At 61.2% G+C, this 17,774-nt stretch carries 17 protein-coding genes; 13 read left to right on the forward strand and 4 right to left on the reverse strand.

The window, feature by feature from the left end:
- Nucleotides 1-41: 41 nt before the first annotated feature.
- Together E5180_RS05405 and E5180_RS05410 are read right to left on the reverse strand one after the other, a co-directional pair.
- Complete coding sequence (locus E5180_RS05405) at nt 42-2,354, reverse strand: xanthine dehydrogenase family protein molybdopterin-binding subunit (protein WP_138923491.1); 2,313 nt, start codon at nt 2,352-2,354, stop codon at nt 42-44.
- Nucleotides 2,347-2,817 (reverse strand): (2Fe-2S)-binding protein, encoded by a 471-nt coding sequence (locus E5180_RS05410; RefSeq protein WP_138923492.1) that lies wholly within the window; start codon nt 2,815-2,817, stop codon nt 2,347-2,349. The genes E5180_RS05405 and E5180_RS05410 overlap by 8 nt, the downstream gene beginning before the upstream one ends.
- 324 nt (nt 2,818-3,141) lie before the next feature.
- Here E5180_RS05410 and E5180_RS05415 point away from each other — a divergent pair, with 324 nt between their 5' ends.
- The 10 genes from E5180_RS05415 to bioB all read left to right on the forward strand — a co-directional run bounded on the left by E5180_RS05415 (nt 3,142) and on the right by bioB (nt 11,618).
- Nucleotides 3,142-3,687, forward strand: a complete 546-nt coding sequence (locus tag E5180_RS05415) for a YaeQ family protein (RefSeq protein WP_138925121.1) — start codon at nt 3,142-3,144, stop codon at nt 3,685-3,687.
- 201 nt (nt 3,688-3,888) lie between these two features.
- Nucleotides 3,889-4,803 (forward strand): glycine betaine ABC transporter substrate-binding protein OsmF, encoded by a 915-nt coding sequence (gene osmF / locus E5180_RS05420; protein WP_138923493.1) that lies wholly within the window; start codon nt 3,889-3,891, stop codon nt 4,801-4,803.
- 98 nt (nt 4,804-4,901) lie between these two features.
- Nucleotides 4,902-5,987, forward strand: coding sequence for an ABC transporter permease (locus tag E5180_RS05425; protein ID WP_171048900.1), 1,086 nt, complete (start codon nt 4,902-4,904; stop codon nt 5,985-5,987).
- Nucleotides 5,984-6,919, forward strand: a complete 936-nt coding sequence (locus E5180_RS05430) for an ABC transporter ATP-binding protein (protein ID WP_138923495.1) — start codon at nt 5,984-5,986, stop codon at nt 6,917-6,919. The genes E5180_RS05425 and E5180_RS05430 overlap by 4 nt, the downstream gene beginning before the upstream one ends.
- Nucleotides 6,916-7,650, forward strand: a complete 735-nt coding sequence (locus E5180_RS05435) for an ABC transporter permease (RefSeq protein WP_138923496.1) — start codon at nt 6,916-6,918, stop codon at nt 7,648-7,650. Before E5180_RS05430 ends, E5180_RS05435 begins: the two co-directional genes overlap by 4 nt.
- Before the next feature lie 88 nt (nt 7,651-7,738).
- Nucleotides 7,739-8,389, forward strand: coding sequence for a DUF1007 family protein (locus E5180_RS05440; protein WP_138923497.1), 651 nt, complete (start codon nt 7,739-7,741; stop codon nt 8,387-8,389).
- Complete coding sequence (locus tag E5180_RS05445) at nt 8,374-9,282, forward strand: nickel/cobalt transporter (protein ID WP_138923498.1); 909 nt, start codon at nt 8,374-8,376, stop codon at nt 9,280-9,282. The genes E5180_RS05440 and E5180_RS05445 overlap by 16 nt, the downstream gene beginning before the upstream one ends.
- 45 nt (nt 9,283-9,327) lie before the next feature.
- Nucleotides 9,328-9,996: a GntR family transcriptional regulator gene (locus E5180_RS05450; protein WP_138923499.1), complete on the forward strand. Its 669-nt coding sequence runs from the start codon at nt 9,328-9,330 to the stop codon at nt 9,994-9,996.
- 84 nt (nt 9,997-10,080) lie between these two features.
- Nucleotides 10,081-10,638, forward strand: coding sequence for a biotin transporter BioY (locus tag E5180_RS05455; protein ID WP_138923500.1), 558 nt, complete (start codon nt 10,081-10,083; stop codon nt 10,636-10,638).
- Nucleotides 10,635-11,618: a biotin synthase BioB gene (bioB, locus tag E5180_RS05460; RefSeq protein ID WP_138923501.1), complete on the forward strand. Its 984-nt coding sequence runs from the start codon at nt 10,635-10,637 to the stop codon at nt 11,616-11,618. The genes E5180_RS05455 and bioB overlap by 4 nt, the downstream gene beginning before the upstream one ends.
- A gap of 74 nt (nt 11,619-11,692) precedes the next feature.
- On the opposite strand, the gene E5180_RS05465 is transcribed toward bioB, so the two are convergent.
- Entirely contained in the window at nt 11,693-12,496 is an 804-nt protein-coding gene (locus tag E5180_RS05465) for a thioesterase family protein (RefSeq protein ID WP_138923502.1), read from the reverse strand.
- Nucleotides 12,497-12,690: 194 nt separating this feature from the next.
- Between E5180_RS05465 and E5180_RS05470 the strand changes: the two genes are divergently transcribed.
- The 3 genes from E5180_RS05470 to arsJ are packed head-to-tail and all read left to right on the forward strand — an operon-like array spanning nt 12,691 to nt 15,789.
- Nucleotides 12,691-13,533: an arsenate reductase/protein-tyrosine-phosphatase family protein gene (locus E5180_RS05470; RefSeq protein WP_138923503.1), complete on the forward strand. Its 843-nt coding sequence runs from the start codon at nt 12,691-12,693 to the stop codon at nt 13,531-13,533.
- 7 nt (nt 13,534-13,540) lie between these two features.
- Nucleotides 13,541-14,539, forward strand: a complete 999-nt coding sequence (locus tag E5180_RS05475) for an ArsJ-associated glyceraldehyde-3-phosphate dehydrogenase (protein ID WP_138923504.1) — start codon at nt 13,541-13,543, stop codon at nt 14,537-14,539.
- Nucleotides 14,536-15,789: an organoarsenical effux MFS transporter ArsJ gene (arsJ, locus tag E5180_RS05480; RefSeq protein WP_138923505.1), complete on the forward strand. Its 1,254-nt coding sequence runs from the start codon at nt 14,536-14,538 to the stop codon at nt 15,787-15,789. Before E5180_RS05475 ends, arsJ begins: the two co-directional genes overlap by 4 nt.
- 37 nt (nt 15,790-15,826) lie before the next feature.
- Here the strand turns inward: arsJ and E5180_RS05485 are convergent, their stop codons facing one another.
- Nucleotides 15,827-17,764, reverse strand: coding sequence for a TRAP transporter permease (locus E5180_RS05485; protein WP_138923506.1), 1,938 nt, complete (start codon nt 17,762-17,764; stop codon nt 15,827-15,829).
- Nucleotides 17,765-17,774 lie beyond the last annotated feature (10 nt).

Here is a 17,774-nt window from a genome sequence, read left to right on the forward strand (position 1 = left end):
TGCAAACGGGCGGGCGCAAGATTGCGCCCGCCCGTCTTATTTTAGGCCTTCTTTGCTGCAAGCACAGCATCGCCGGTGATCGGCAGGTGACGTACACGTGCGCCGGTCGCGTTAAAGATCGCGTTGGCAATCGCCGGTGCAATCACGGTCGTACCAGGCTCGCCCAGACCAACCGGTACTTCGGTGCTTTCGACAAAGGCGATCTCGAGCTCGGGCACATCGGCCAGACGCAGCGGCGTATAGGCCCCGAGGTTCAGGTCAATAACGTTGCCGTTCTCGATCCGTGTACCTTCGTGAAGCGCCAAGGACAGTCCCCAAAGGGCCGCACCTTCGCATTGTGCGCGCGCCCCGTCGGGGTCCACAACAGTGCCGCAGTCGAACGCCAGCCACATCTTCTGGACATCCACCTCGCCCGTTTCAGCATCCACCGCCAGCTTGACCGCCGCCGCTGTCCAGGTCGGCATGCTGCGCGACTGGCCAAAGGTGGTGGCAATACCGATTGCGGTGCCCTCGGGCAGATCTGCGTTACCATAGCCCGACATCTCGGCCACGCGCTGTAAAACAGCAGCCTGACGCGATGCACCACCAACCGCATTGGGCGCAGAGCCCGCGTTGATGCCTTCGGCCTTCAGGTGATCCAAACGGAACTGCAACGGATCGGCACCGACTTTATGCGCGGCTTCATCCATAAAGCTTTCGACCGCAAAGTTCGTCCAGCCCGGTCCAACCGACCGCAGCCAACCGGGACGGAAGGTCGCGTTCGCCAGATCGTTCGAGATCGCCCGCACCTGATGCGCGCCCACCGTGTACCAGTGATCGGCACCATCGATGGCAAAGGGATCATACGGTTCTTCGTTGACGCCTTTGGGCATAAAGCCCGGTGCCATCACCTGCGTCGGCCAACCGGCTGCGGCGTGGTGCTCCATCCCTATGACCGATTTGGCATCGTCAAACGCCATGCGTAGTTTCTGCACGGACGGCGAACGGATGCTGTCGAACTGGGCATCTTCCTCGCGCGAGAATACCAGCTTCACCGGCTTGCCAACAGCTTTGGACGCCAGCGCTGCAGGTACGATATAGTCGCCATTCAGACGACGGCCAAAGCCCCCACCCAACATATAGCTGCGCATCACGATCTTGTCGGCAGGCACCTCCAAGGCAGCGGCCAACGTCGGCAAGATCAGCGATTGCCACTGGTTCCCCGCGTGTGTTTCCCAAACGCCATCAGCGTTCTGGAAGACAGTGGCGTTCACCGGTTCCATCTGGAAGTGCAACACGGATTGCGTGGTGTATTCCGCCTCAAGCGTGTCCGCCGCCCCATCAAAGGCTGCCGTGGTGTAGGGCTGCTCTGTGTGCAGGATCGACCCTTCTTCGCCTTGGATCAGCTCGCGTGAACGCGCCTGAATGTCTTCCTCCGACACATTTGCCGTCTCGCCCGAGGTCCAGTCGACGCTGATCTCATAGGTCGCCTTGCGCGCTGCGTGCAGCGTTTTGCCCAGAACGACAACCCAACCCGGCACTGTGCCCGACGGATCTTCGAGCACCACAGTTTCAAGGTAGCCCTTGATGTCTTTGGCGGCGGTATCGTCCACGGAATTCACCTTGGAGCCATAGCGCGTCGGCGGCAGCATCGGCACGCCGTAAACCATTCCGTCGACCTTGGCATCCAGACCATAGATCGCCTGACCCGTGGTTTTTGTATCCAAATCAAGCGGGTGCACGTCCTGACCAACAAGGCGCAGATCGGCGTGTGGCTTGAGCGGCAGAGCTGCCAGCTCTTCGTCGGTGAAGCTCCGGTCGAGCCCTTCGGCCACCAGATCACCATAGCTGATGGTTTGGGTGCCGTCGGTCACAGCACCGTCACGCGCCGTCAGGCCGGAAGCGTCTACGCCCCATTTGGCTGCCGCAGCTTCGATCAATGCGGTACGGCCAGCGGCACCTGCTTGGCGGTAGACGGGCCAGCTTTGCCAGATCGACCAGCTGCCGCCTGTGACCATCAAGCCCCATTTCTCGTCTGTATCAACGTGGGTGATGTGTACATTTTCCCATGCGACTTCCAGCTCGTCCGCCAGAATACGCGCGATGGCAGTGCCGACGTGTTGGCCCATCTCGGCGCGGATAATATTGACGTTGACCTGACCGTCAGCATCGATCCAGTACCACATTGACGGCTCGAACGTGTCGCCATTGGGGGTGACCGGCGTGCCGTCTGGCACTGCAGGGTTCATCGCGGCGTTCGACGCCTGCGGGAAGCCAAAGGCAACACCAACGGCAGTCATGGACACAAGGAACCCACGGCGGGACATCTGTGGTTGCGTGTCTGCGCCTGTGAGGCGGGAAATCAAATTAGCCATTGTCGGAGCCTCCCATAGCGGTGGCGGCATCGCGCACGGCTTGACGGATACGGGTATAGGTCATGCAGCGGCACAGATTGCCGGTCATCACCGCGTCGATGTCGTCATCGCTGGGGTTGGGCGTGTCTTGCAACAAAGACGCCGCCTGCATGATCTGGCCGGACTGGCAGTAACCACACTGGGGCACCCGCAGGTTGCGCCATGCTTCTTGCACAGGGTGGCTGCCGTTTTCGTCCAACCCTTCGATTGTCGTGACTTTCAGTCCTTCGACGTCGGAAAGATAGGTGATGCAGGACCGAACGGCAGCGCCGTCGATGTGTACGGTACATGCGCCACACGCGCCGATGCCGCAGCCAAACTTGGTCCCTGTCAGGCCGATCTCGTCACGGATCGCCCACAACAGGGGCGTATCCGGCTCTGCGTCGACAGAAACCTGCCGTCCGTTTAATTCGAATTCAATCATTAAGTCGTTGTCCCTTGGGTAAATTATGCCTAGGCGGAGCGCGCGTATAGCAGCGTTGACTGGACGGTCAATATAAGTTTCATGCCACCATTTTACAGGTGCCGCCCCAGCTGATCACGAAATTGTCAGACGTCAATGCGCCACACGCGTTTGCCGATCTTACACGGAACACGCGTTTCGCGAAAGATAATTTCGCCCCACCTTCATGCTAGCACGATCTCTGACAGTCCGATCAGCGCTTGTTAGTCCGCGGGCCGGCAGGTACTGCCCCCCTAATCACCGGAGCGTATCATGCACTGCGGTCACCAAGGGTTCGGGAACGTCATGGCGCAAAATTCACTGATCTACAAAGTCGAGCTGTCGGTCTCGGATATGGATCGCCATTATTACGAGACGCACAAGCTTACCGTGGCCAAACACCCCTCTGAAACCGACGAACGTTTGATGGTGCGATTGTTGGCCTATGCGTTGAATGCCCACGAGCATCTGGAGATGACCAAAGGCCTGTCGACCGACAGCGAACCTGATATCTGGCAAAAAAGCCTCAGCGACGAGATCGACGTTTGGGTCGCTCTTGGTTTGCCCAGCGAAAAGATCATCCGCCAGTCCTGTAACAAGGCCGAGCGGGTGGTCCTATACCCTTATGGCGGCAAAACCGCAGAGGTCTGGTGGGACAAAACCCGCAACGGCACTGCGCGGTTTGACAATCTTGTGGTGGTCAACCTGGCAGAGGGCGACACTGCCGCGCTCGCTAAACTTGCCAGCCGCGCGATGAAGCTGCAGGTCCATATTCAAGATGGTGATGTCATGGTCAGCGTGGATGATAGTGTTGTCTACCTTACGCCGACGCTCTGGAAAGACGCCGCCTGACGCGCCACTGCCGCACCTGTCACCCCGCCTCATCGCCTCGTCTCGGTACTCAAGTTTAAACAAAGCCCACCCCCCTATGGGGTGCTTTCGTATGCGCCACAGCTTTGCACATAAAAACACTTGGCATCCCCGGTTTGACCGCTACCTTGATCCTCAACTTCCGCACGATCATCGAAAGCCACATCAAGGAGCCTGCATCCCATGACGAATTTCCTCCGCGTATCCGTATCCGCCGCGACCCTCACCGCCGCGCTTGCCACCTCGGCAGCTGCTGACATCACCGTATCTTCCAAGATCGACACCGAAGGCGGGTTGTTGGGCAATGTCATTGCGCTTGCGCTTGAAGACGCGGGCCTGCCAGTCGAGCGTCGTTTGCAGTTGGGCGGCACGCAAGTTGTCCGCGAGGCGCTGCTGTCCGGTCAGATCGACATTTACCCTGAATACACTGGCAACGCGGCGTTCTTTTTCAATGAGGCCGAAAGCGACGTTTGGAAAGACGCCAAAGCCGGCCATGCCCGCGCCGCTGAACTGGACGCCGACCAAAACGACGTGACATGGCTGACCTCTGCCCCTGCAAATAACACATGGGCGATTGCCGTTACCGGTCCCGTGGCCGAAGAAAATGCCCTGAAAACCATGTCCGATTTTGGCGCGTGGGTGGCGCAGGGCGGCACGGTCAAACTGGCCGCCTCGACCGAATTTGTGTCGTCCCCCGCGGTGCTGCCGGCCATGCAAGACACCTATGGGTTCGAGCTGAATTCTGATCAGACGGTTATCCTGTCCGGCGGGGATACGGCTGCGACCATCCAAGCCGCAGCGCGCGGTACGTCGGGTGTGAATGCGGCGATGGTCTATGGCACCGATGGTGGCGTCGGCGCAACGGGCCTTGTGGTGATGGAAGACGATAAAGGCGTGCAACCCGTCTATGAACCCGCCCCGATCATCCGCGCCGAGGTGCTGGCGGAATACCCGTCCATCCCCGAGGTGCTGAACCCGATCTTTGAAGGGCTGGACATGGCGACGCTGCAAAAGCTGAACGGTCGTATCCAAGTCGGTGGCGAACCGGCAGAGGCCGTGGCGCGTGATTACCTCACCCAAGCCGGGGTGCTGGACTGATCCGCGGCACAGTAACCTTGCAGGCCCCTCGGGCGCGATTTTCTGCGCCGGGGGTTCTGTTTGCTATCCTGGGGGGCGCAGCACTGCTGGCCCCCTTTATGACATTGGCCGCGAACCGCATTGTCGCGGGCGACGCGGTTCCGATCTGGTCGGTGGTGTCGCCGGGACAGACAGCGCTTGGTCTGGGGGCAGTCTTGCTTGGGCTTGCACTTGGTGTGAATGCGGGGCGTGCTGGCCTTCGGATGGTGGGGCCTCTGATCGGGTTGGCCGGTCTGTTGTGGCTTGTCATTCAAGGCGCACCTGTGCTGCTGGATGGCGCTGGCGATTATGCTCGCGTCTCTCCGGCGGCGGGGTTCTGGTGTCTGCTGGTAATCTTTGCCCTGCTCATGGCCGATGCGATCACAGCGCTGAAACCGGGGCCCTACCAGCGCGCACTATTGTTGGCCGCCGTATTGGCAGCCTTGGCAGCGGTGCTGGGATCAGGTGTGTTGTCGCCGCTGTCCGTCATGCAGGAATTCTCTGCCCGCCGCGACGCTTTCGCCAGCGAGGCAACCCGTCACCTTTGGCTGGCCTTCGGCTCGCTTGGGATGGCTGGCATTATCGGCTTTCCCCTCGGCGTGCTGGGTCACCGCAAGCCCGCCCTACGCGGCGCAATACTGCCGGTGCTCAGTTTTCTTCAAACCATCCCCTCGCTCGCCATGTTCGGGCTGATGATACCGCTGCTCGGTTGGGTCGGTGCCACGGTGCCCGGTGCACGTAGCATTGGGATTGCAGGCATCGGATTTGCCCCTGCTTTCGTGGCGCTGGTCCTTTATTCGCTGCTGCCTGTGGTCGGCAACACCGTGGCCGGTCTGGCCGCAACGCCCGCACAGGCGCTGGACGCCGCACGCGGGATAGGGATGACGGCGGGGCAGCGGTTGTGGCGCGTTGAACTGCCCATCGGCCTGCCCGTGATCCTGACTGGTCTGCGCATCGTGCTGGTGCAAAACATCGGGCTAGCGGTGATTGCGGGGCTGATCGGCGGCGGCGGCTTTGGGACTTTCGTGTTCCAGGGGCTGAACCAGACCGCCACTGACCTGATCCTGCTCGGCGCGCTGCCCACAGTCGCGCTGGCCCTGACGGCGGCCATTGTAATGGATATTCTGGTCGACCTGACCCGACGCCTCCCCAAGGAGACCCCATGATAGAGATCGACAATATCACCAAAATCTACGACAGCGCCCGCGCCGTCGATGGCGTGTCGATGACGATTGATACCGGCACGATCACGGTCATCGTCGGCACCTCTGGCTCGGGCAAAACGACGCTGCTGCGGCTGATCAACCGGCTGGAAGAACCCACCTCGGGCGAGGTGCGGATCAACGGGCAATCAACGCTGGACGTCAAACCGCATATCCTGCGGCGGCGCATCGGCTATGCCATTCAAGGGCACGGGCTGTTCCCGCATCACACGGTCGCGCGCAACATCGGCGCAGTGCCGCAACTGCTAGGCTGGACCCGCGACAAGATCGACGCCCGCGTGGATGAACTGCTTGATCTCTTTTCCATGGCCCCACAGGATTTCCGCAACCGGTATCCATCAGAGCTGTCTGGCGGGCAGCAGCAACGCGTTGGCGTCGCACGCGCGCTGGCCTCGCGGCCCGACCTGATCCTGATGGACGAACCTTTCGGCGCGCTTGACCCGATCATCCGCACCCGTGCGCAAGAGGACCTGCGCCGCATCCAGCAAGCGCTCGGGTCGACGATCATCCTCGTGACCCATGATATGGAGGAAGCCATTCGCCTGGGCGACCGCGTGGCCGTGATGGATGGCGGCAAGCTGGTGCAATACGCAACCCCTGCGGATATTATCACCCATCCTGCGACCGATTTCGTCGCCGATATGGTCGGTGATGTGGAACGCCCCCTGCGGCTGCTTTCCCTCACCCCTCTGGCGGATGTGATAGAGGACGGCCCCGCCAGCGGCACGCCCCTGCCCCCCGATGCCAATCTGCGCGACGCACTGTCGGCCTGTCTGTGGACCGGACGCAGCGCGGTGCCGATCAGCGACAATGGCAAGGTGATCGGCCGCGTGACGCTGGACGCCATCCGCGCGCGGGCCGAGGTACACGCATGACAGCGGGCAATCTGCTGCGTCTTGGGTTGCTGGGTCTGCTGCTCGCACTGGTCCTGCGTCCCGACTGGTTCGCGCCGCTCTTTGCGCCGCTGGCCCCTGCGGGCGGCCCGGTGATCTATGCGCGCAGCTCTCTGCTGTCACTATCTCTCAGCCATTTGGGGCTGGTGGCCCTTGCTTCCGTCGCGGCGACGCTGGTGGCGGTGACGTTGGCGATCTTTGTCACTCGTCCCGTCGGCGCGTCTTTCCTGCCGCTGTCGCGCACGATCACCAACATCGGGCAGACCTTCCCCCCCGTCGCCGTACTGGCGCTGGCCGTGCCTGCCTTGGGCTTCGGGGCGGGGCCGACACTGGTGGCGCTATTTTTGTACGGGCTGCTGCCGATCTTTGAAAACGCGATCACCGCCCTATCAACCCTGCCCCCCGCCACGATGGAGGCCGCACGCGGCATGGGTCTGAACCGCTGGCAACGCCTGTGGCGCGTGGAGCTTCCGCTCGCCCTGCCCGTGATCCTGACCGGCATCCGACTGTCTGTCGTTATCGCCCTTGGCACAGCGACGATCGGGTCAACCGTTGCCGCACGCACGTTGGGCGAGGTGATCATCGCTGGCCTGCTGACCAATAACACCGCATACGTGCTGCAAGGCGGGCTGATCGTGGGGCTCTTTGCGGTGCTGATCTATGACGCGATGGCGCAGCTTGAACGCTATCTTACCGCTCGCATGGGGGGCTGATCTGCGCCGCGAACCCACCCGAGTGGAAGCTTGCCGATACCACCCCCGCGCAATTGCGCCCCCTGCTCAAGACTTGTATCAATCGCCTATGATCCGACAGCTTGCACCCTTTCTCCTCATCCTGTGGGCCGCGCCCCTTACGGCGCACCCTCATGTCTTTATTGACACGCAGCTTGCCCTTGTCGCCGATGACCAAGGACAGCTGACCCATGTGCGCGTGACATGGCAATATGACGCGCTTTATTCCCTGTTGGTAACCGAGGATATGGGCCTTGATGCTGACGGTGACGGCGTCCTGACCAAGGCGGAACTTGCCGCGCTGAACGGCTTTGACATGCAGTGGGTTGACGGGTTCAACGGCGATCTGGTGGTCAGCACCGAGGCGGTAAACATTCCGCTTTCCGGTCCAACCGAGATTGCGACGCAATTCGACGCCGGACAGATCACCACCTCGCATCTGCGTGCGCTTGAGACGCCTGTTTCAGCCGGCACAGCGATCACGATCAAACCCTATGATGCGACCTACTACACCGCCTACGACATCACGACTAAAATAGACATCGCGCAGGCCCCGAGCTGCCGCGCCCGTGTCGAAATGCCGAACGTCAGCGCCACAATGGAGGCGCTTCAACAGCAGCTTGCCCAGCTTGACGCCCAAAGCGATCCGGCGGACGCAGGCCTACCGGATATTGGCGCGCAGATGGCCCCCACGGTGAACGTCTCATGCGCCGCGCCCTGACGGTTATCGCGTCCGCCGTGGTGATCGGCCTCGCCGCGCTGTGGTGGACTGGCGGGTTCGACCAGCTGGCGCAGTGGGCCGCGACCCATCAACGGGAGTTTCAAAACAGCATCGCGCTATCGCTGCGGGCCGTGCGCGCAGGCCAGCCAGAGGCAGTGACCGCGCTGCTATCGGCTTGTTTTGCCTATGGCGTCGTGCATGCAGCTGGCCCTGGTCACGGCAAAGTCCTCATCGGCGGTTATGGCGCGGCCAAAGCCGTCCCGATGCGCCGCCTGTCGGTGATTACGCTGCTGTCGTCGCTGGGTCAGGCCGTTACGGCGGTGGCGCTGGTCTATACCGGCGTCAGCCTGCTGCAATTAGGGCGCGAACGTATGATTTCGGTGACAGAGGCGATTATGGCGCCCGTCAGCTATGGCGCGATTGCCTGTGTTGGGCTGTGGCTGTTCTGGCGTGGGCTGCGCCATTTCCGCGCGACAATGCTCGCGTCGCAGGGTGACCATGACCACTCTCATGATCAAGATGGCATCTGCGCCACCTGCGGCCACGCGCATGGGCCCACGGCAGAACAGGTGCAAAATGCGACCACGCTGCGCGAAACGCTTGTGCTGATCGCCTCTATCGCGATCCGCCCCTGCACCGGCGCGTTGTTTGTGCTGATTATCACGCTTCAGATGGGGATTGCAGGTGTCGGCATCGCGGGCGCATTCGCGATGGCATTCGGCACAGCGACCATCACCATCGCCGTGGGCCTAGGGGCCGGCGCACTGCGCGGTGGCGTGTTGGCAGGGTGGGCAAGCACCCCGCGGGCGGCCCAGATTGCGGCTGTGATTGAACTTGCAGCGGGGCTGTGCGTGGCGTTGCTGGCGGGCGGGCTACTGCTTCGGGCAATCTGATTTTAACTGCTCGACAAGCAGGGCGGTCAAAACTATCTATAATTTATGAACCAGCCCAAACCAGAAACACACTCCGCCCGGATCGCACGTATTCTGGCGGACCGTATCGTCTCGGGTCAGCTGCCCCCAGGAGCGCGGCTGCGCCAAGACCACATCGCGCAGGAGTTCGGCGCAAGCCACGTTCCCGTACGTGAAGCCTTTCGTCTGCTAGAGACCCAAACACTTGCAGAAAGCCTTCCAAGACGCGGATTTCGCGTCACTTTTTTCGATATGGCAGAACTGCGCGAGGTCGCCGAGATGCGCGCCAGCCTCGAAGCGCTTGCGCTGCGGCACGCCGCCCCCAATCTGACGCCAGATATCTTCGCGAAGGCCCACAAGGCCAACTTACAGGGCGACACAGCCCAGGATGTACATGAATGGGAGGCGGCAAATCGCTGTTTTCACAGAACAATTCTTGAACCTTGTCAAATGCCGCGCCTGATGCGGTCGATCGACGATCTGCAAGCAGCAAGCGCACGGTTCATCTTACGTGCATGGCGCACAAACTGGGAAGCCCGCACCGATCACGACCACCGAAAAATTCTAGAAGCCCTGCGCAAAGGTCAGGTCGATCTGGCCTGCTCTACGCTTTCTCGGCACGTCGGTTGGATCGGCAAGCGTTCCCGCACTCTAAAAAATCAAGCTGGAACAGACAGTTCTGAATTTTTTAGATAATTATCTATAATCTGAATTGCCTCGCGACGCTGCATTCTTCCTACTGGGATTGAAATGTAAAAAGCTATCGTCGGAGGAAACCAGATGGCACTTGCGATCACATCCCTACCCCGTAACCCGTCCCGCGCGCAGGGGCTTGGCCTTGCACTTGCAGGGGCTGCGCTCATCACGTTGGGGGCCAAGGTTCAGATCCCGTTCTGGCCTGTACCCATGACGTTGCACACCCTGTCCGTATTCCTTGTCGCCCTCACCCTGGGCCCACGTCTGGGGCTGGCTGCTATGGCGGCCTACCTCGGGGCTGGCGCGGCGGGGCTGCCCGTATTTTCCGGCACCCCCGAACGGGGCATCGGCCTAAGCTATATGGTCGGGCCGACGGGCGGGTACCTGCTGGGCTATCTCGTGGCGGCAGGCCTAACCGGCTGGATGGCGATGGGGCGCGGCTGGATCGGGCGCGTGCTGGCGATGCTGGCGGGTCTTGCAGTTGTCTATGCGGGTGGTCTGGCGTGGCTGTCGCTGTTCGTGCCTGCCCCCAAGCTGCTGACCGCAGGTCTAACACCCTTTTTGTTGGGTGACCTGATCAAGGTCCTGCTGGCAGCGACACTGATGTCGGGACTGTCCCGTCTGAAAGGGCGCGATCAATGATCCGCACAGACTGGACCGTGACCGAAGCGGCATCGATCCACGCGCTGCCCTTCCCCGAGCTCATGCACCGTGCGCAAACCTTGCACCGTGCACATTTTGACCCCACCGCGATCGAAACCGCCAGCCTGCTCAGCATCAAGACCGGCGGCTGCCCCGAGGATTGCGGCTATTGCTCGCAGTCGGCGCAGTATGACACCGGCGTCAAAGCGACAAAGTTGATGGGCGCACAGGAGGTCATCGCAGCCGCCAAACGCGCAAAAGACGCTGGCGCACAGCGGTTCTGCATGGGGGCTGCATGGCGCAGCCCCAAGGACCGCGACATGGACAAGCTGACCGATATGGTGCGCGGCGTGGCTGATCTGGGGCTGGAGACCTGCATGACGTTGGGGATGCTGTCCCCCGATCAGGTGATCAAGCTCAAGGATGCGGGGCTGGATTTCTACAACCACAACATCGACACCTCGCCCGAGTACTACGCCGAGATCGCCTCGACTCGCACGATGGAAGACCGGCTTGAAACCGTCGAACATGTGCGCAAAGGCGGGATCAAGGTCTGCTGTGGTGGTATTCTTGGCATGGGCGAGGCAGAGGCGGACCGGATCAGCATGCTCGTCACCCTCGCGACACTGCCCAGCCACCCAGACAGTGTGCCGGTAAACCTGTGGAACGCGGTCAAAGGCGTGCCGGTGCAGGATAAATCCGAAAAGGTCGATCCCTTTGCGCTGGTCCGGCTGGTGGCTTTGGCGCGCATTCTTATGCCTGCATCTGTGGTGCGTCTGTCCGCCGGCCGCACCGGGATGAGCGACGAGCTGCAATCGCTGTGCTTTCTGGCGGGGGCGAATTCGATTTTTGTCGGCAACCAGCTGCTGACAACTGAAAATCCGGCCACGTGGAAGGATAACGATCTGCTTCGGCGCCTCGGCATGCATGTGGCCGCTGCGAAACCCGCATTCAGATCGGTGGAAGTGGCTGCACAATAAATCCGAGCCCTACGATAAAAAAGCCCGGCCTGATATTCAGGTCGGGCTTTGTCATGTCGCGCCTCGGCTCGCGCTTAGGCGAAGATAATCACCGACTGCATGCCATCCGCGACCATATCGCCATCCGTATTCCAGACGCGCATCACCTGAGAGCTGTAACCGCCGTTGCCCGCCGTCAATTGCGTCTCCATCATGTACCAGCCGTCGCGCGTGTTGGCGTGATCGGACAACAGATTGATGATCCAGTTCATCGACGAATTCGGCCCCGGCCGTGTCATCATCGGGAAGGCAGCGGGCGGCAGCACGTCGCCGATGGCGATCAGCCCCTCGAGCGTGCCCCACATCGCCGGATCGCGGTGCCGTGCCCAGATCCGGACATAACCGCGATCGGACCCTGAAAACGGCAGGCTGCCCTCGATCAGTTTAACCTCGAAATTGACAAAGAACCGCACCGGCGGGCGCTTTAGCGCAGGCGGGAAATAGGATGGTGTGTCGTCTGGCCCTTGGGGGGCTGCGGGGGCGGTATGGCCCACGTTCAACTGGCTTTCCTGCGCATGCCCGAAAGAAAACGTGCCCGTCGCGGCGACCTTGCCGTCGATCTCGGCGCGGGTGGCGATGGTGGTGATGTTACGCCCTTCGCGCAGCACCTCTGAGTGGATCGTGGGGGCCTGTGACACGGGCGCGGTAAAGTTGATCAGGGCAGACCGCAGCGCGGGCAATTCAGGACGGTCCCGACGGGCAGCATTGGCCAGCAACGCACCGGTAAACCCGCCAAAGGCTGTGCGCCCTTGGGCCCAGTTCTCTGGCACCTGATAGCGCGGTGCGGCGCCGTCTTGCTCTGCTGTGGCGAGTATCTCGGCCAGGGTCACATCTGTCATGTCGGGTCCTTTATCAGTCTGTCGCAACGCGTCGGCGCGCCGCTTGCCAAGCGATGACCGCAATATACCAGCCGCGCAAGACACCCCGCCCCACAAACGCCACGTCACCTCGGACAAAGCCGCACGGCGAGAATCTGATGTTGGACAGCAAACAGGTATTGACGGATGCTTTGTATTTTACATATTCATGAATTATGGAATCATTACTGACAGATCGACTCGCTACCCTGAGCCATCCGCAGCGTTTGGCTGTATTCCGCCTTCTGATGCGGCGCTATCCCGATGCCTTGCCTGCGGGCGAGATCGGGCAAGTACTCACGCTCAAACCCAGCACCGCGTCGGTGTATCTGTCGGCGCTGACGCAGGTCGGTCTGATCACGCAGCGGCGCGACGGGACGCGGCTTTTGTATACCATCAACCTTGATGCCGCGGGCGAGGTCGTCTCGGGTCTGTTCGTGGATTGCTGTCGGGGGCGCGCCGATCTGTGCCCGCCCCCGTTCTCTGACCTCATCAACAAGGCGCAGAGGATGACCCAGCCAAAATTCAACGTGCTTTTCGTATGTACCGGCAATTCCGCCCGCTCCATCTTTGCCGAAACGATCCTGCGCGACATGGCGGGCGACCGGTTCACCGCCTATTCTGCCGGCACCCTGCCCCGGTCCGAACTGAACCCCCTTGCGTTTGATATGCTGAAAACCAAGGGGCATGACGTCGACACGCTGCGGTCAAAACATATCTCCGAGTTCCAAACGGCGGACGCGCCGCAGATGGATTTTGTCTTTACCGTCTGTGACCACGCCGCGAACGAGGAATGCCCCACATGGCCCGGCCAGCCTGTGTCAGGCCATTGGGGTTTGCCCGATCCGGTCAAAGCCGAAGGGACAGAGGCCGAACGACGACTGGCTTTTCAACAGACATATGGCGCGCTGCACAACCGGCTTTCGGCCTTTACCGCGCTGCCTTTCGATGCGCTGGACCGCGCTGCCTTGCAAAAACGGGTTGATGCCATCGGGGCGACCCAAGCGACCACAGGATAAAATCACCATGACCACCTATGCTTTGAACGGCCTTGGCCGCATCGGAAAACTGGCGCTGCGGCCCTTGCTGGAACAGGGCGTCAAGATCGCCTTTATCAACGACACCGTCGGCGATCCGGAAATGCACGCGCATCTGCTGGAGTTCGATTCCGTCCACGGCCGCTGGCCTGCGGCATTCAGCGCGGACGACAGCGCGATCACCATCGATGGTACGCGTATTCCTGTGACCAGCACCAAGTCGATCAAGGACCTGCCGCTGGACGGCGTGGACGTGGTGATCGATTGCACCGGCGCGTTCAAGACCGAGGCCAAGCTCGCCCCCTATTTCGAGGCGGGTGTGAAAAAGGTCGTCGTCTCAGCGCCGGTTAAAGACGGCCCAACGGCGAATATCGTCTATGGCGTGAACGACGATACCTATGACCCCGCAGCCCACACGATCGTCACCGCCGCCAGCTGCACGACCAACTGCCTTGCGCCCGTGGTCAAAGTGCTGCTGGAAGGCATCGGGATCAAGCATGGGTCAATCACCACGATCCATGATGTGACCAACACACAAACCATCGTGGACCGCCCCGCCAAGGACATGCGCCGGGCGCGATCAGCGCTGACCAACCTGATCCCCACCACCACGGGATCAGCCACGGCGATCACGCTGATCTACCCTGAATTGACCGGCAAGCTGAACGGTCACGCCGTGCGGGTGCCGCTGCTGAATGCGTCGATCACCGACTGCGTGTTCGAGCTGGAGCGTGAGACCACCGTGGAAGAGGTCAACGCCCTGTTCAAAACCGCCGCCGAAGGGCCGCTAAAGGGCATTCTGGGCTATGAGGAACGCCCGCTCGTGTCGTCGGATTACACCAATGACACCCGCAGCGGGATTATTGATGCGCCGTCTACGATGGTGGTGAATGGCACGCAGGTCAAAGTCTATGCGTGGTATGACAACGAAATGGGCTATGCGCACCGTCTGGTGGATGTGGCGCTGATGGTGGGCGGCAAGCTGTGACACGCCCTGCCGGATTTACCGCTTATATTGCCGTCACAGCCGCCTATTGGGCGTTCATGCTGACCGACGGGGCGCTGCGGATGCTGGTGCTGCTGCATTTTCACACGCTGGGGTTCTCTCCGGTGCAGCTGGCCTATCTGTTCGTGTTGTACGAGATCGCAGGTGTCGTGACCAACCTGTCGGCGGGCTGGATCGCGGCGCGCTTTGGACTGACCTCGACACTTTATGCGGGGCTGTCGTTGCAGGTTATCGCCCTGCTGGCGCTGACGCAGCTTGATCCGGCATGGAGCGTGACTGCCTCCGTCGTGTTTGTGATGCTGGTGCAGGGGCTGTCTGGCGTGGCCAAGGATCTGGCCAAGATGAGCTCTAAATCCGCGGTCAAGCTGTTGGCCCCTACAACGGGGGGCGGGTTGTTTCGCTGGGTCGCCCTGCTGACCGGATCGAAGAACGCGGTCAAGGGCGCGGGCTTCCTGCTGGGTGCGGGGATGCTGGCCTTGCTCGGGTTTGTCCCGTCGGCGTTGTTGATGGCCGCGATCCTGTTCGTGATCCTGATCGGCGTGATCATCGGTATGCCCGCGGGCCTGCCCGTGGGGCGCAAGGACGCCAAGTTCACCGAAGTGCTGTCGAAGAACCGCAATATCAACTGGCTCAGCGCCGCGCGGCTGTTTCTGTTCGGGGCGCGCGACGTGTGGTTTGTCGTGGGCATCCCGATCTATTTCTACGCGGTGCTGTCTGACGGCAGCGTCGAAAGCAAGCGCGACGCCTTCTTTATGATCGGCAGCTTTATGGCGGTGTGGACGATCTTATATGGTGCCGTGCAAGGCTGGGCCCCGCGTATCTTGAGAGCCGACCGCCGGACCGAGCTTGAGACACTAACCCAAGCCCGTCACTGGAACCTCGCGCTTGTGGTCGTGCCGGCCTTGTTGGCAGCGCTGGTCTGGATCACGCCTGCACCCTCCGCCGCGCTGACGCTGACGATTGTTGGCGGCTTGCTGGTGTTCGGGGCGATCTTTGCGGTGAATTCAGCCCTGCACTCCTATCTGATCCTCAGCTTCACAGAGGCCAAGCGGGTCACGATGGATGTGGGGTTCTACTATATGGCCAATGCGGCCGGACGTTTGGCGGGCACGCTGCTATCGGGGTTCACCTACCAGATTGGCGGGCTGGCGCTTTGTCTGGCAACAGCGGCTGTTATGTTGGCGCTTAGCGCCTTTGGGACGGCACAGCTGCGCCCGACCCAAACCTCATAAGGGACGGCGCGCGAGGTCACCCCCCGCGCGCCCTGTTTCAAGGCACTGCAACCACGCCGTTGCGGTTTTCACGCCAGATCACCGCGACGATCAGGGCCGACGCGACGCCGCCAATCAGCGTCGTCAACAGGCCGGGAAAGCTGAACGCAAACCCCGCGATCCCCAGCGGCAGGCGCAGCCAAGGCCGCACCATGCCGACGCCCAGCAGATAGCCTTCTAGCCCGCCGGACAGCAGCGTGATGCCAATGATGATCGACGGCAGCACATAGATCAGCGGCGTCAGGTCCCCCTGCAACACCAGCGCAGGCTGGAACAGGAAGAACAGCGGGACAAAGTAGATCACCACCCCAAGCCGCATCGCGGTAAAGGACGTCAGCATCGGCTTGGCCCCCGCAATGGTCGCCGCAAGAAACGCCGCAGCGCCAACGGGAGGCGTGATCACCGACAGCATCGCGTAGTAGACGATAAAGAAGTGCACCGCGACGGTGTTCAGCCCGCCGATTTCGATGATCGCAGGCGCAAGCGTGACCGCAAGGAAGATGTAGGCCACAATCGCCAGCCCCGCCATCCCCATGATAAAGCAGGCCAAAACCCCAAGCGCGATCACAAGATAGACGTTATCCCCGCCTAAGGCGACCAGACCCGATGTCATCGACCCCGTGACGCCCGTGATCGTCAACGCGCTGACAACAAAGGCAATCGGCAGAATGATCGCCGCCGTTTGCGTGACCAGCGTGCCGACTTGGCGCAGGGTTTCAAAAATACGCGCCGGTGTCATCATGGTTTCACGCTGCAGGAAGCTTAGCGCGATCATTAGGGCACTGGCGTACCACGGGGCATAGTATTCCCACCGCATATACAGCAGACCCCAGACCAGAAAGATCATGACCAGCAGGAACGGCCAGCCACGCTTCATCACCTCGCGGGCAGAAGGCAGGTGTTCGGGTTTCATCCCCACCAGCCCTTTGCGCGCGGCATAGGCGTCAACCTGCAGGATCAGACCGAAATAGAACAGCGCCGACGGCAGGATCGCAGCAATCATCACGGTCGCGTAATCCACCCCGATGGTGATCGCCATGACAAAGGCAATCGCCCCCATCACCGGCGGCATCACCACACCGCCAGTCGAGGCGCAGGCCTCGATCGCGCCGGCGTAGTGGGCCGGGTAGCCGACCTTTTTCATGGTTGGAATAGTGATCGACCCGGTGCCCGCGATGTTGGAAAAAATCGACCCCGACAGCGACCCGAAAAAGGCGCTGGCCACGATAGACACTTTCGCAGGACCACCGCGGTATTTGCCAAAGCCCGCATTGGCGAGATCAATAAAGAACTGCCCCGCTCCCGTGGCAATCAACACGCCCGCAAAGACCAGAAAGCCCAGCACGATCTCGGCCACGATCTTGGTCGTGATGCCCATCAGGCCTTCGGTGCGAAAGACATGCGCTTCGATCATGCGTTCGAACGTATAGGGGATGCCCATAAGGAGCCCCGGGAAATAATCAGCGACCAATGGGTAAAGCCCAAGGATAAGGACCACCAACAAGAACGGCACGCCTCCCGACCGCCGCGCGATCTCGAGCATCAGCAGCCACAACACCACACCGGCGTAAAAGTTTGTCCAGCCCGCCTGAACGATCTCCCATGCGTACATGGAGAACCACATGCAGATGCCAAAGCCCACGGCGGCCGCCACGATGTCATAGATCGGCACGCTTGTGTGCGATTGCTTTGCCGGCAGCGCAATATAGGCCGCGGCAAGGAAAGTGCCGATAAAGACCCAGTAATACTGCCCCTCGATCAGGCGCCGCCCGCCAATGGGCACGCCAAACACATAGGCCAGCCCCAACCCGAGGCCAAAGGTACACAGCACCACAAAAGCAATGCTGGTGAATGAAAACAATCCCCCTAGGCGCGTCGTCTCTGACGCGGGATCGACAGCCGCTTCAGCCGCTGGTTGTTGATGAGTCGCTGACATGGAAAATCCT

Origin of the sequence: Sulfitobacter sp. BSw21498 (genome assembly GCF_006064855.1) — a bacterium.
Classification (GTDB): domain Bacteria; phylum Pseudomonadota; class Alphaproteobacteria; order Rhodobacterales; family Rhodobacteraceae; genus Sulfitobacter.